The sequence below is a fragment of the Mesorhizobium sp. USDA 3734 genome (assembly GCF_056279665.1).
Map to the genome: position 1 here is coordinate 7181392 of NZ_JBWCCW010000001.1, position 13788 is coordinate 7195179.

Consider the following 13788-nt stretch of genomic DNA (forward strand, 5'->3'; position numbering starts at 1 on the left):
GTTCATCATTAACGTCGCTTCGGAATTGAATCGGCGTGACAAGTGCCTGAAAATCGGCAAACTATGCTTTCTGCGATAAGGGTGGGCATCGCATGAAAGCTTCATCCACGCCCACTCCGTAAATGGGAGCGTTTAAATGAAAAAGTCACTTTTGTCCGCCGTCGCCCTGACCGCGCTTGTCGCGTTCGGTGGCGCCGCGTGGGCTGACGTCATGGTCGGCGTCGCCGGCCCGATCACCGGCCCGAACGCCGCCTTCGGCGCGCAGCTTCAGAAGGGTGCGGAAGCGGCTGTTGCCGACATCAATGCCAAGGGCGGCGTCAACGGCGAGCAGATCAAGCTCGAAGTCGGCGACGACGTCTCCGATCCGAAGCAGGGCATCTCGGTCGCCAACAAGTTCGTCGGCGACGGCGTCAAGTTCGTGGTCGGCCACTTCAACTCGGGTGTCTCGATCCCGGCTTCGGAAGTCTATGCGGAAAACGGCATCGTCGAAGTGACGCCGGCCGCGACCAACCCGCAGTTCACCGAGCGCGGCTTGTGGAACGTGTTCCGCACCTGCGGACGCGATGACCAGCAGGGCAGCATTGCCGGCGCTTATCTCGCCGCGAACTTCAAGGACGCCAAGATCGCCGTCGTGCACGACAAGACCACCTACGGCCAGGGCCTTGCCGATGAAACCAAGAAGGCGATGAACGCCAAGGGCGTGACGGAAGTCATGTATGAAGGCATCAATGTCGGCGACAAGGACTTCTCGGCGCTGATCGCCAAGATGAAGGAAGCCGGCGTTTCCATCATCTATTGGGGCGGCCTGCACACCGAAGCCGGCCTGATCATCCGTCAGGCGGCCGACCAGGGCCTCAAGGCGACGCTGGTTTCCGGCGATGGCATCGTGTCGAACGAGCTGGCTTCGATCGCGGGCGACGCGGTTGCGGGCACGCTCAACACGTTCGGCCCGGATCCGCGCCTGATCCCCGCCAACAAGGAACTCGTCGAGAAGTTCCGCGCGCAGGGCTTCGAGCCGGAAGCCTATACGCTCTACGCTTACGCTGCCGTGCAGGCGATCGTCGAAGCAGCGACCGCTGCCAAGTCGAACGACCCGCAGGCAGTTGCCAAGGCGCTGCATGAAAACGGCCCGTTCAAGACCGTGCTCGGCGACCTGTCCTATGACGCCAAGGGCGACCCGACGCTGCCCGGCTACGTCATGTACGAATGGAAGAAGGGCGACGACGGCAAGTACACCTACATCCAGAAGATGTAAGCTCGTCAGTCTCGATTTCCAAGGAATGCCCGGCGCCTCGCGCCGGGCATTTTTCTTTTGAGCCGCGCTCACGTTCAGAGGTCCGGCAGGCCGATACTGCGGGGCCTTTAGCCGGAAAATGATCATGCCTTGAATGGCAGCGGCAGTACTTTCTTACGCGTTCGAATGAATGCGACCGACTTTGTCGCAAAGATTCCATTTCAATCGGTTTAAACGTGCGTCAATTTTGTTTGCACTGCAGCATTTTCACGCTAATCATTGCGCCGATTTCTCTTCCTTCCGTTGCTGGAGCCCAGTCCTTGGCCATCACGAAGATCCTCGTCGCCAACCGGTCCGAAATCGCCATTCGCGTCTTTCGCGCGGCCAACGAACTCGGCCTCAAAACCGTGGCGATCTGGGCAGAGGAGGACAAGTACTCCCTGCATCGCTTCAAGGCCGACGAGAGCTACCAGGTCGGACGCGGGCCGCATCTGACCCGGGACATGGGACCGATCGAAAGCTATCTGTCGATCGAGGAGGTGATCCGCGTCGCCAGGCTTTCGGGCGCCGATGCCATTCATCCCGGCTACGGGCTGTTGTCGGAAAGCCCCGAATTCGCCGACGCCTGTGCCGAGGCCGGCATCACCTTCATCGGGCCGAAGCCGGACACGATGCGGCGGCTCGGCAACAAGGTCGCGGCGCGCAATCTCGCCATCGAGGTCGGCGTGCCGGTCATTCCCGCCACCGATCCGTTGCCGGACGACATGGATGCGGTCAAGAAACTGGCCAAGGAAATCGGCTACCCGGTGATGTTGAAGGCATCATGGGGAGGCGGCGGCCGCGGCATGCGCGCCATCCGCGCCGAGGCCGACCTTGCCCGTGAGGTCACGGAAGGCAAGCGCGAGGCGAAGGCCGCCTTCGGCAAGGACGAGGTCTATCTCGAAAAGCTGATCGAGCGCGCCCGCCATGTCGAGGTGCAGGTGCTGGGCGACACGCATGGCAACACCGTGCATCTGTTCGAGCGCGACTGTTCGATCCAGCGCCGCAACCAGAAGGTCGTCGAGCGGGCGCCGGCGCCCTATCTCGAAATGTCGCAGCGCGAGGAGCTTTGCGGTCATGCGCTGAAGATCGCCCGCGAGACCAGCTATATAGGTGCCGGCACGGTCGAGTTCCTGCAGGACGCCGACACAGGCAAATTCTACTTCATCGAGGTCAACCCGCGCATCCAGGTCGAGCATACCGTCACCGAGCAGGTGACCGGCATCGATATCGTCAAGGCGCAGATCCATATCCTCGACGGCTTTGCCATCGGCACGCCGGAATCGGGCGTGCCGGCACAGAAGGACATAAGGCTGAACGGCCACGCCTTGCAGTGCCGTATCACCACGGAAGACCCCGAGCACAACTTCATCCCGGACTACGGCCGCATCACCGCCTATCGAGGCGCGACGGGTTTCGGCATCCGCCTCGACGGCGGCACCGCCTATTCGGGCGCGGTCATCACCCGCTTCTATGATCCGCTGCTGGAGAAGGTGACGGCATGGGCGCCGACGCCAGCCGAGACCATCGCCCGCATGAACCGGGCGCTGCGCGAGTTCCGCATCCGCGGCGTCGCCACCAATTTGACCTTCCTCGAAGCGATCATCAACCACCCGAGCTTCGCCGACAATTCCTACACGACCAAGTTCATCGACACGACGCCGGAGTTGTTCCAGCAGGTCAAGCGCCAGGACCGTGCGACCAAGCTCATCAACTATCTGGCCGACGTGTCGGTCAACGGGCATCCCGAGACTCGCGGCCGGCCGCAGCCGAAGGCTGATGCGGCCGCACCCGTGGTGCCCTACCTCAACGGCAATGTGCCCGGCGGCAGCAAGCAGAAGCTCGACGTGCTCGGACCGCAGAAATTCGCCGCCTGGATGCGCGACCAGAAAGAGGTGCTGGTCACCGACACGACGATGCGCGACGGCCATCAGTCGCTGCTGGCGACGCGCATGCGCACGCATGACATTGCCGGGATCGCCGGCACCTATGCGCGGGCCCTGCCGCAGCTTCTGTCGCTCGAATGCTGGGGCGGCGCCACCTTCGACGTCGCCATGCGCTTCCTCACCGAGGATCCATGGGAGCGGCTGTCGCTGGTGCGCGAGGCTGCGCCCAATCTGCTGCTGCAGATGCTGCTGCGCGGCGCCAACGGCGTCGGCTACACCAACTATCCCGACAATGTCGTGCAGCATTTCGTCAAGCAGGCGGCTGCCGGCGGCATCGACCTGTTCCGCGTCTTCGACTGCCTGAACTGGGTCGAGAACATGCGCGTCGCCATGGATGCGGTCGGCGCCGAGGGCAAGCTGATCGAAGCGGCGATCTGCTACACCGGCGACATCCTCGATCCGGCGCGGGCGAAGTACGACCTCAAATACTATGTCGGCCTGGCCAGGGAATTGCAGGCGGCCGGCGCCCACATCATCGCCGTCAAGGACATGGCCGGGCTGCTGAAGCCTTCCGCCGCGCGCGTGCTGTTCAAGGCACTGCGCGAGGCGACCGACCTGCCGATCCATTTCCACACCCATGACACGTCAGGCCTGTCGGCGGCGACGGTGCTGGCGGCGGTCGACAGCGGCGTCGACGCCATCGACGCGGCGATGGATTCGCTGTCGGGCAACACCTCGCAGCCATGTCTCGGCTCCATCGTCGAGGCGCTGAAGGGCACCGAACGCGACCCCGGCCTCGACCCGCAATGGATCCGCAACATCTCCTTCTACTGGGAAGCGGTGCGCAACCAGTACGCCGCCTTTGAAAGCGACCTCAAGGGACCCGCGTCGGAAGTCTATCTGCACGAGATGCCGGGCGGACAGTTCACCAACCTCAAGGAGCAGGCGCGTTCGCTCGGGCTGGAGACGCGTTGGCACGAAGTGGCGCAGACCTATCACGACGTCAACCTGATGTTCGGCGACATCGTCAAGGTGACGCCGTCGTCCAAGGTTGTCGGCGACATGGCCTTGATGATGGTCAGCCAGGACCTGACCGTCGCCGATGTCGAAAATCCCGACAGGGATATCGCCTTCCCGGACTCGGTCGTCTCGATGCTGCGCGGTGATCTCGGCCAATCGCCCGGCGGCTGGCCGGCGGCGCTGCAGAAGAAGGCGCTGAAGGGCGACAAGCCGATCACGGTGCGGCCCGGCTCGCTGCTCAAGGCAGCCGACCTCAAGGCGAGCCGCAAGGAGATCGAGGAGAAGCTCGAGCGCAAGCTTTCGGAGTTCGAATTCGCCTCGTGGCTGATGTATCCGAAGGTGTTTACGGATTTCGCCGGTGCGCAGGAAACCTACGGCCCGGTCAGCGTCCTGCCGACGCCCACCTATTTCTACGGCATGAAGCCGGAAGACGAGATCTTCGTCGACATCGAGAAGGGCAAGACGCTGGTGGTGCGGTGCCTTGCCATCGGCGATGTCGATGAGAAGGGCATGGTCACCGTGTTCTTCGAGCTCAACGGCCAGCCGCGCCGCGTGAAAGTGCCCGACAGGGCGCATGGCGCGTCCGCCGCCAAAGCCCGCCGCAAGGCCGAGCCCGGCAACGAGGCGCATGTCGGCGCGCCGATGCCGGGGGTCGTCTCGGCGCTTTCGGTGGCCGCCGGCCAGGCTGTGAAGGCCGGCGATGTGCTGCTTTCCATCGAAGCGATGAAGATGGAGACGGCGCTGCATGCCGAGCGTGACGGCACGGTCGCCGAGGTGCTGGTCAAGGCCGGCGACCAGATCGATGCCAAGGATCTGCTGATCGCCTTCAGCTAATTGGTGCCTTCCTGGCGATGGCTGTCCGCATCATGGCGGCAGCGTCAGTTCGATCATCGATAACAGCTTGACCCGCCGCCGCCGGTCGGGCATCGAGCCCGCTCAATTCGCCGCTGCATGCATCCCGAGTCGCGGCGCAAAACCGATGTGGAGAAAAACATGGCCGACGATATCACCGAGACCAGCCAGACTGTTGCCGCCGGCCAGCTGCGTGCCTTCATCGAGCGCATAGAGCGGCTCGAGGAAGAGAAGAAGACCATTTCCGACGACATCAAAGAAGTGTTCGCCGAGGCCAAGGGCACCGGCTTCGACACCAAGGCGATGCGCACGATCATCCGGCTGCGCAAGAAGGACCAGGCCGAGCGGCAGGAAGAGGAAACCATCCTCGATCTGTATAAGGCCGCGCTCGGCATGGTGTAGAGACTGTCTGGAAATTCTACTCCGGCGGCCATCTGATGGCGTTTTCTGCGCTTCCCAGTTCTACTGCGTCGCAGTAGGACTGTGCTCACGGACTCAAAAGTCCGCTGCGCTCCGGTTCTCGAAACCACCACCAAATGACTCGCCAGAGCGAATTTCGAAACAGTCTCGGGCCGAGCAGGATGCTGGAGCGAGCATCGAACCATGAGCGAATTCGATTTCGGCGCCCGCCGCGCCTCTGAATTCCGCCAGCGCGGCTTCTGGACGCTGTTCGCCGAGCGGCATCCGGAAGAAAGGGCTCTAATGGCAAGGCGCGGACCCTGGTTCTGGCAGCGCGGGCTGCCCGATTTCGCCTTGGTCCTTTCCATGTATGTCGCGCCGGCGCAGAACCATGTCGGCGTCTTTTTCGGCCGCAACGAGAAGTTCGGCGCCACGCAAGCATGGTCGCGGTTGAAGCCGTTCCAGCCTGATATCGAAGACAGGCTGAAGCTCAGGCCGGAACAGAGTTGCGAGGGCCTCGGCATCAATTCGATGTGGCGGGTGAATTGTTATGCCGAGGACAATTGGCCAGCGATGACCGACTGGCTGGTGACCGAATGCTCGCGTATCGAGCGCGCGGTGACAGAAGTCCTGGGACAGGGATAGATATCAAGTGTTGCCAGAAGGCGTCGAATCCTTCTTCCGCTCCCGCTGGCAAGGCCTGGTGCCGCTCGACCGGCTGTTCTGGCGCGACCTTGTTCTTGTCGGCACGGCGCTCAACGTCGCATCTTTGGTGGCCGCGATCATCCTGCTCGGACTGAAGCTGCCGCTCGCGCTGGTTCTGGCGGTGCATTTCGCGCCGGTGCCCTACAACATCTTTCTGACCTTTGCCGTATGGCGAACCACGGAAAAGGCCGGTGGCGCCAAGGCCTCGCTGATGACGCTCGGCGCTACATTGTGGCTAATCCTGACGGTCGTGGTCTGACAGCGCGGATACGGGCGCCCATCGCGTTCGCCGGGTTTCCCACCTGGGCAATGAAAAGGGCAGCCGCAGCCGCCCTTTTCATTCATTCAATCGAATTTCGACTCAAGCCGCCGGCTCGAATTTCAGTGCCACGCCGTTGATGCAATAGCGCAGGCCGGTCGGCGGCGGGCCGTCCTCGAAGACATGGCCGAGATGGCTGCCGCAGCGGGCGCAGTGGCATTCGGTGCGGACCATGCCGTAGCTGCGATCGACAGTGTTTTCGACCGAGCCCGGCACGGGATCGTTGAAGCTCGGCCAGCCGGTGCCGCTCTCGAACTTCAGCTTGGATTCAAACAAGGGCTGGTCGCAGCCGACGCACGAAAATGTGCCGGCGCGCTTCTCGTAGAGCAAAGCGCAGCTTCCCGGCCGCTCGGTGCCATGGCCGCGCATGACGGCATATTGCTCCGGCGACAGCCGGGCGCGCCATTCGGCGTCGGTGCGGGTTACGGGGTAGGTGTGGGTGTCCATTTGATCTCCTCAGCCTTGCCGGCTCGTTGTTGATTGCAACCTCATATTCGCCTGAAGATAGGCGTTTGTTACAGACCTGCCCAGTGCCTGGCATTCCAAAGTCGATTCGCTCCATTGGCCTTTCAAGCGTCTGAGCTGCCCCTCACCTGCCTGCCAGGACAGTGAGGGGCAGCGCCAACTTCCACGATTGGTGAAGCGATAGTCCCGCACCTCCTAAAACTAGTGCTTCCTCGAAAGCTGCTTCGTCGCGGCTTCGAGCCCAGCCAGCGTCAGCGGGAACATGCGGCCGCCGAAAATGTCGCGGATCATCGCGATCGAATGGGTGTAGCCCCAGTTCTTAGAATTTTCGGGGTTCAGCCATACCGCGTTCGGCCATTGCTGCAGCAGGCGGCCGAGCCAGACGCTGCCTGCTTCCGGATTCCAGTGTTCGACCGAACCGCCGGGGTGCGCGATCTCGTAAGGGCTCATCGAGGCGTCGCCGACGACGATCACCTTGTAGTCCGGGCCGTATTTGTGAAGCAGGTCGAAGGTCGGAATCACCTCGGCATGCCTGCGGCGATTGTCCTTCCACACGCCCTCATAGAGGCAGTTGTGGAAGTAAAAATATTCGAGCTGGCGGAACTCGGCGCGGGCGGCGGAAAACAGCTCCTCGACGCTTTTGATGTGGTCGTCCATCGAGCCGCCGACATCGAAGAACATCAGGAGCTTCACCGCGTTGCGCCGTTCCGGGCGCGTCTGCACGTCGAGATAGCCGTGCTCGGCGGTGGCATGGATGGTGCCGGGCAGGTCGAACTCCTCCTCGGCGCCCTCGCGCACCCAGCGGCGCAAGCGCTTCAGCGCGATCTTGATGTTGCGCGTGCCGAGCTCGATGGCGTCATCGAAATTCCTGAACTCGCGTTTGTCCCAGACTTTTACGGCGCGGCGGTTGCGGCTTTCATGCTGGCCGATGCGCACGCCCTCGGGATTGTAGCCATAGGCGCCGAAGGGCGATGTGCCGCCAGTGCCGATCCATTTCGAGCCGCCCTGATGGCGGCCTTTTTGCTCTTCGAGCCGCTGCTTCAAGGTCTCCATCAGCTTTTCGAAACCGCCGAGTGCCTCGACCAGTTTTTTCTCTTCGTCGGTCAGGTGCTTTTCGGCGAGGCGGCGCAACCATTCCTCGGGGATGTTGGCGACATCGACGGCATCCGGCCCGCCCAGCGCTTCGATGCCCTTGAAGACATGCGCAAACACCTGATCGAAGCGGTCGATATGGCGCTCGTCTTTCACCAGCGCCGCACGGGCGAGGTAATAAAAACCTTCGACGTCATAGTCGACCAGCCCGGCTTCCAGCCCCTCCAGCAGCGACAGATATTCCCGCAGCGAAACGGGAACACGCGCTGCCTTCAGTTCGAGGAAGAAGGGGATGAACATTGTCTTCTATAGCAAATCATACTCGATGAAGCCGGTTCGCCGCGCCACATGGTCGTAGAGTTTGCGCGCGGTGGTGTTGGTCTCGTGCGTCATCCAGTAGACGTTCTTGACGCCGATTTTTGCGGCTTCCTCTTTTACCGCCTTGATCAGTGCCGCACCGACACCCTTGCCGCGCACCTCAGGGTCGGCAAACAGATCCTGAAGATAGCAGTTGTTTTTTTCGGACCAGCCGGAGCGGTGGTAGAGATAGTGGGTGAGGCCGACGGCCTTGCCGTCGAGCGTGGCGATGAAGCCTTTTGGCTCGAACTCGCCCGCCGTGAACAGCCGTTTCCAGGTGATTGCGTAGACCTCTTCGGGAAGCTTCGTCTCGTAGAAGGTCAGGTAGTCTGTCCACAGGCGCCGCCAGTCGGCGTGGTCGGACTGCGCGAGCGGGCGGACAACAATCTCAGACATTTTATCTCCTCCGAAGGTTCTTGCCGAAGCTGCCTGCCTGTTCGGTTGCCGGCAACGGTCCACAGCCGGGAAAGCGCTAAACGCTGCTACCCTATTGCTGCCTTCGCGCCATGAAGGCCAGCCGTTCGAACAGGTGCACATCTTGTTCGTTCTTCAGCAGTGCCCCGTGCAGCTTGGGCAGGGCGTTCTTCGGATCGGCGCGCAAATCCTCGGGCGCGATGTCGTCGGCGACCAGCAGGCGTATCCAGTCGAGCGCCTCGGAGGTCGAAGGCTTCTTCTTCAGCCCCGGCACCTCGCGGATTTCGTAAAACTGGGTGAGTGCTGCGCGCACCAGGTTCTGCTTGATGCCGGGATAGTGGACGTCGATGATTTTGTGCAGCGTGTCGACGTCGGGAAAGCGGATGTAATGGAAGAAGCAGCGGCGCAGGAAGGCGTCCGGCAGCTCCTTCTCGTTGTTGGAGGTGATGATGACGATCGGCCTGACGGCGGCGCGGATGGTTTCGCCGGTCTCGTAGACGAAGAACTCCATCCGATCGAGTTCCTGAAGCAAATCGTTGGGGAATTCGATGTCGGCTTTGTCGATCTCGTCGATCAGAAGCACGACTTTCTTGCTGGCCGCGAACGCCTCCCACAATTTGCCACGCTTAATGTAGTTCCTGATGTCGTTGAACCTGACATCGCCAAGCTGGCTGTCGCGCAGCCGCGAGACGGCGTCGTACTCGTAGAGCCCCTGCTGTGCCCTGGTGGTCGACTTGACGTGCCATTCGATGAGGTCGAGGCCAAGTGCTGACGCCACCTGGCGGGCGAGTTCCGTCTTGCCGGTGCCCGGCTCGCCCTTGACCAGCAAGGGCCGTTCCAGTGCGATCGCGGCGTTGACGGCCACCATCAGATCCTTGTCGGCGACATAGGCCGCCGTGCCTTCGAAACGCATTCTTGCTCCTCGGTTGGTCATCGCGACCGTAAGGACGCGGCCGTGCCTGTGCAAGGGTGAGGTGTTGGCGGCGGGCGAGGCCTGAAGCCGACACGGAAAGAATGCCTGTCTCACTGGCGCTTGGCCGACCGGCAGCCTATATTGGCTGGGACGGTCTGTGCTTCCCGGCAGGAGAACATTTTCCCCGGGGCCTTAACGATCCTTAGGGAGCTGTCCCTGGGAAGACCCGTGGGTTTTCTCACACGGCGCCCACCTACTTTGTAGGTTCCCGGGATCGCTCTCTCCACCGGTTGTGTGGATCGTCACTTATTGCCACGCGTCGCTCCCGACACTTCATTCAGATCTGACCTTTTCTACCCTGGCCGCATGACCCCTCCCAAAGACCTGAAAAAGCAGCTTCGCCGCGAGGCCCTCGGGCGCCGCGACGCGCTCGATGAATTCTGGCGGGTGGAGGTCGCGCTTGAAATGGCAGAGACGGCACGCGATCACCTCGGCGTCGAGCCGGGCCAGATCGTTTCCGGCTTCTGGCCGATGCGCTCGGAAGTCGACGTCAGGCCGCTGATGTTTGCCTTGCGCGAAAAGGGCGCACGGCTTTGCCTGCCGGCCATTCTCGACAAGACCACCATCGTTTTTCGCGAACTGGTGCGTGGCGCGCCGATGGTCGAAATGGGTTTCGGCACCGTCGGTCCGCACGAAGAAGCCGAGGTGCTCGACCCCGCAGTGATGCTGGTGCCGCTCGCCGCTTTCGATGCGCGCGGCCATCGCATCGGCTACGGCGCCGGCTATTACGACCGCGCCATCGCCAGGCTGGTCGACAAGGGCCAGCCGCCGCGGCTGGTCGGCATCGCCTTCGACTGCCAGGAGGTGGCGCAGGTGCCGGATGAGAACCACGACGTCATCATTCCGGAAATACTCACCGAGAGCGGGTTGCGCCGCTTCGCGCCAAAATTGTAGATAAGTACAAGGGACGCATGATCTTTCACGGGCGTCATGCAGCTTTCGCTGACCTTCGGTGCGGGATCATATGAGACTTCTCTTCCTCGGTGACATGGTGGGCAAGACGGGACGCACGGCAGTGTGGGAACAACTGCCTGGCCTTATCTCCGACTTCAAACTCGATTTCGTCATCGTCAATGGCGAGAACGCCGCCGGCGGCTTTGGCATCACCGAAGAGATCTTTCGCGAGACGATCGCGGCCGGTGCTGATGTCGTCACCACCGGCAATCATGTCTGGGACCAGCGCGACGCGCTCGCCTTCGCGCCGCGCGAAGAGCGCTTTCTGCGCCCCTCCAACTTTCCCAAAGGCACGCCCGGGCGCGGCTCCGGGGTCTACATCGCCAGGAGCGGGGCGCGCGTGCTGGTCGCCAACATCATGGGCCGGGTGTTCATGCATCCCGAACTCGACGATCCGTTCCAGGCCGGCGAACGCGAGCTGGCCGCCTGTCCGCTCGGCGAGCAGGCGGACGCGGTGGTCATCGATTTCCACGCCGAGGCAACGTCTGAAAAGATGTGTTTCGCGCATTTCGTAGACGGCCGCGCCAGCCTCGTCGTCGGCACCCACACCCACCAGCCGACCGGCGACCACCAGATCCTCAATGGCGGCACCGGCTATCTGTCCGACGCCGGCATGTGCGGCGACTATGATTCCTCGCTCGGCATGGACAAGGAGGAACCGCTCAACCGGTTCCTGTCGAAAGTGCCGAAGGGGCGTTTCGAGGCCGCCACCGGACCGGCGACATTGTGCGGCGTCGGCGTCGATATTTCCGACCGCACCGGGCTGGCCGAGCGGATCGCGCCGTTTCGTCGCGGCCCGCGGCTGGAGGAAACCGCACCGTCTTTCTGGTCGTGACATTGATATAGGCGCGCGCAGTACCTAATTGCCGGCGACACTGCTCTAGATCGTAGGGGACGACCTCCATGCAGCTTATCGAATTCCTGGCGCCGCATTTTCAATTCGTGTCCGACCCAACGGCATGGGTCGCGTTGCTGACGCTGGTGGTGCTGGAGATCGTGCTCGGCATCGACAATCTGATCTTCATCTCGATCCTGACCAACAAGCTGCCTGAAGCGCAACGGGCTCGCGCCCGGCGCCTCGGCATTTCGGCGGCGCTGATCATGCGGCTGGTGCTGCTGGCCACCATTTCGATCATCGTCCAGCTGACGACCCCGGTGTTCACGGCCTTCGGCCACGGCTTCTCCTGGCGCGACCTGATCCTGATCGCCGGCGGCCTGTTCCTGGTCTGGAAGGCGACCAAGGAGATCCATCACACGGTCGATCCCGACGACCACAAGGACACGATGCTGGGCGAGACGCTGCAGATCAGCCTTGCCGGCGCGATCTTCCAGATCCTGCTGCTCGACCTGGTCTTCTCGATCGATTCGATCATCACCGCCGTCGGCATGACCGACGAGATCGCCATCATGTACATCGCCGTGATTGTCGCGGTGAGCGTGATGATGCTGGCGGCCGGACCGCTGGCCAATTTCATCGCCAAGAACCCGAGCATCGTCATGCTGGCATTGGGCTTCCTGCTGATGATCGGCATGACGCTGATCGCCGACGGCATGGGCTACCATGTGCCCAAGGGCTATATTTACGCGGCGATGGGTTTCTCGGCGCTGGTCGAAGGGCTCAACATGCTGGCGCGGCGGCGCAAGAAGGCGAAGTCGGGCGGCGGGCACTGACCCCCGAAAGCGCCGCTTCTTCGCCATCAACCGTCATAACAGCGCAGCCAGCGGTGTGTTGCTAGAGGCGCAATAGCTGCGGCTGGACGAATTGAGCCGATTTATCTATAAGCCGGCCATTCCGACAGAGAACGCCGTGCTTCCACGAGTTGCACCTGGGACGCTCTGAAAATTTGAATTCGGGCATTGCGGAAGACGCGGTGAGATCACCTCGCTTCGGAATGCTCTAGCCGAGAAGACGACAGGGGTGCCATGGCTGGCCATTCACAGTTCAAGAACATCATGCACCGCAAGGGCCGCCAGGATGCGGTGCGGTCGAAAATGTTTTCCAAGCTGGCGCGCGAAATCACCGTCGCCGCCAAGAGCGGGACGCCCGATCCATCGATGAACCCGCGCTTGCGACTGGCGATCCAGAACGCCAAGGCGGTGTCGATGCCGAAGGACAACATCCAGCGCGCCGTCAACAAGGCTTCGATGGGCGATGCCGAGAACTACGAGGCGGTGCGCTATGAGGGCTATGGTCCGGGCGGCGTCGCCGTTATCGTCGAAGCCCTGACCGACAACCGCAACCGATCGGCGTCGAATGTGCGCGCCGCCTTCACCAAGGCCGGCGGGGCAATGGGCGAAACCGGCTCGGTGTCGTTCATGTGGGACCGTGCAGGCGAAATCTACTATCCGGCATCGGCGGGCAGCGCCGACAAGATCATGGATGCGGCGATCGAAGCCGGCGCCGACGATGTCGAGTCGGACGAGGAAGGCCACACCATCTATTGTGGCTTTGAGAATCTCGGCGAAGTGTCGAAGGCGCTGGAAGCCTCACTTGGCGAAGCGGAGTCGGTGAAGCTGATCTGGAAGCCGCAGACCAATGTTCCGGTCGACGAAGACCGGGCACAGTCGCTGATGAAGCTGGTCGCCACGCTCGAGGATGACGACGACGTGCAGAGCGTCTACGCCAACTTCGAAGTCGATGACGAGACCATGGCCAAGCTCAGCGCGGCATGAGCGAGCAGCTCCTCCCCGCCATCCGCATCACCTATTGCACGCAGTGCCAGTGGCTGCTGCGTGCTGGCTGGATGGCACAGGAGCTGCTGTCGACCTTCGGCACCGATCTGGGCGAGGTCACCTTGGTGCCCGGCACCGGCGGCATCTTCACCATCAGTTGCAATGACGTGCTGGTCTGGGACCGCAAGCGCGATGGCGGCTTTCCGGACGCGGCAAAACTCAAGCAGTTGGTGCGCGACGTCATCGACCCGGATCGCGATCTCGGTCATGCCGACCGCAAGGGCCACACGTCAAAGGGGCATACGCCAAAAGACCCCGCCTGAGCGGAGCCTTTTGCGTTTCGTCGACTGCTTTGTTTGACGCAATTCCCAAGGGAAAGCGCTGCGCGCTTTTCCCGGGAAAACCG

General features: G+C 62.3%; 14 protein-coding genes and 1 other RNA gene. 11 read left to right on the forward strand and 4 right to left on the reverse strand.

Going from position 1 to position 13788, the window contains the following annotated elements; all coding sequences use genetic code 11:
• The first annotated feature begins 136 nt into the window (after nucleotides 1-136).
• From ACZ89F_RS34440 to ACZ89F_RS34460, 5 genes are all read left to right on the forward strand, one after another.
• On the forward strand, nucleotides 137-1255 hold the full coding sequence (locus ACZ89F_RS34440; protein WP_476096673.1) for a branched-chain amino acid ABC transporter substrate-binding protein: 1119 nt from the start codon (nucleotides 137-139) through the stop codon (nucleotides 1253-1255).
• A gap of 299 nt (nucleotides 1256-1554) precedes the next feature.
• Nucleotides 1555-5013 (forward strand): pyruvate carboxylase, encoded by a 3459-nt coding sequence (gene pyc, locus ACZ89F_RS34445; protein ID WP_476096674.1) that lies wholly within the window; start codon nucleotides 1555-1557, stop codon nucleotides 5011-5013.
• A gap of 159 nt (nucleotides 5014-5172) precedes the next feature.
• Nucleotides 5173-5433: a DUF2312 domain-containing protein gene (locus ACZ89F_RS34450; RefSeq protein WP_027027312.1), complete on the forward strand. Its 261-nt coding sequence runs from the start codon at nucleotides 5173-5175 to the stop codon at nucleotides 5431-5433.
• 201 nt (nucleotides 5434-5634) lie between these two features.
• Nucleotides 5635-6075, forward strand: a complete 441-nt coding sequence (locus ACZ89F_RS34455) for a hypothetical protein (RefSeq protein WP_476096675.1) — start codon at nucleotides 5635-5637, stop codon at nucleotides 6073-6075.
• 7 nt (nucleotides 6076-6082) lie between these two features.
• A complete protein-coding gene (locus ACZ89F_RS34460) occupies nucleotides 6083-6394 on the forward strand; it encodes a hypothetical protein (RefSeq protein ID WP_476096676.1) in 312 nt (103 codons plus the stop codon).
• A 102-nt stretch (nucleotides 6395-6496) separates the two neighbouring features.
• Here the strand turns inward: ACZ89F_RS34460 and msrB are convergent, their stop codons facing one another.
• The 4 genes from msrB to ACZ89F_RS34480 form a co-directional block, all read right to left on the reverse strand.
• A complete protein-coding gene (msrB, locus tag ACZ89F_RS34465) occupies nucleotides 6497-6901 on the reverse strand; it encodes a peptide-methionine (R)-S-oxide reductase MsrB (RefSeq protein ID WP_476096677.1) in 405 nt (134 codons plus the stop codon).
• A gap of 219 nt (nucleotides 6902-7120) precedes the next feature.
• A complete protein-coding gene (locus tag ACZ89F_RS34470) occupies nucleotides 7121-8311 on the reverse strand; it encodes a vWA domain-containing protein (RefSeq protein ID WP_476096678.1) in 1191 nt (396 codons plus the stop codon).
• A 6-nt stretch (nucleotides 8312-8317) separates the two neighbouring features.
• Complete coding sequence (locus tag ACZ89F_RS34475) at nucleotides 8318-8764, reverse strand: N-acetyltransferase family protein (RefSeq protein WP_476096679.1); 447 nt, start codon at nucleotides 8762-8764, stop codon at nucleotides 8318-8320.
• Between the two features lie 91 nt (nucleotides 8765-8855).
• Nucleotides 8856-9695, reverse strand: coding sequence for an AAA family ATPase (locus ACZ89F_RS34480; RefSeq protein ID WP_476096680.1), 840 nt, complete (start codon nucleotides 9693-9695; stop codon nucleotides 8856-8858).
• A 149-nt stretch (nucleotides 9696-9844) separates the two neighbouring features.
• Here ACZ89F_RS34480 and ssrS point away from each other — a divergent pair.
• The 6 genes from ssrS (at nucleotide 9845) to ACZ89F_RS34510 (ending at nucleotide 13705) form a co-directional block, all read left to right on the forward strand.
• A non-coding RNA gene (gene ssrS / locus ACZ89F_RS34485) (6S RNA) lies at nucleotides 9845-10000 on the forward strand.
• A 61-nt stretch (nucleotides 10001-10061) separates the two neighbouring features.
• Entirely contained in the window at nucleotides 10062-10649 is a 588-nt protein-coding gene (locus ACZ89F_RS34490; RefSeq protein ID WP_476096681.1) for a 5-formyltetrahydrofolate cyclo-ligase, read from the forward strand.
• A 70-nt stretch (nucleotides 10650-10719) separates the two neighbouring features.
• Entirely contained in the window at nucleotides 10720-11544 is an 825-nt protein-coding gene (locus ACZ89F_RS34495) for a TIGR00282 family metallophosphoesterase (RefSeq protein WP_476096682.1), read from the forward strand.
• A gap of 68 nt (nucleotides 11545-11612) precedes the next feature.
• Entirely contained in the window at nucleotides 11613-12380 is a 768-nt protein-coding gene (locus tag ACZ89F_RS34500; RefSeq protein WP_476096683.1) for a TerC family protein, read from the forward strand.
• Between the two features lie 252 nt (nucleotides 12381-12632).
• Nucleotides 12633-13382: a YebC/PmpR family DNA-binding transcriptional regulator gene (locus tag ACZ89F_RS34505; RefSeq protein ID WP_476096684.1), complete on the forward strand. Its 750-nt coding sequence runs from the start codon at nucleotides 12633-12635 to the stop codon at nucleotides 13380-13382.
• Nucleotides 13379-13705, forward strand: coding sequence for an Rdx family protein (locus ACZ89F_RS34510; protein WP_476096685.1), 327 nt, complete (start codon nucleotides 13379-13381; stop codon nucleotides 13703-13705). The genes ACZ89F_RS34505 and ACZ89F_RS34510 overlap by 4 nt, the downstream gene beginning before the upstream one ends.
• Nucleotides 13706-13788: the final 83 nt, after the last annotated feature.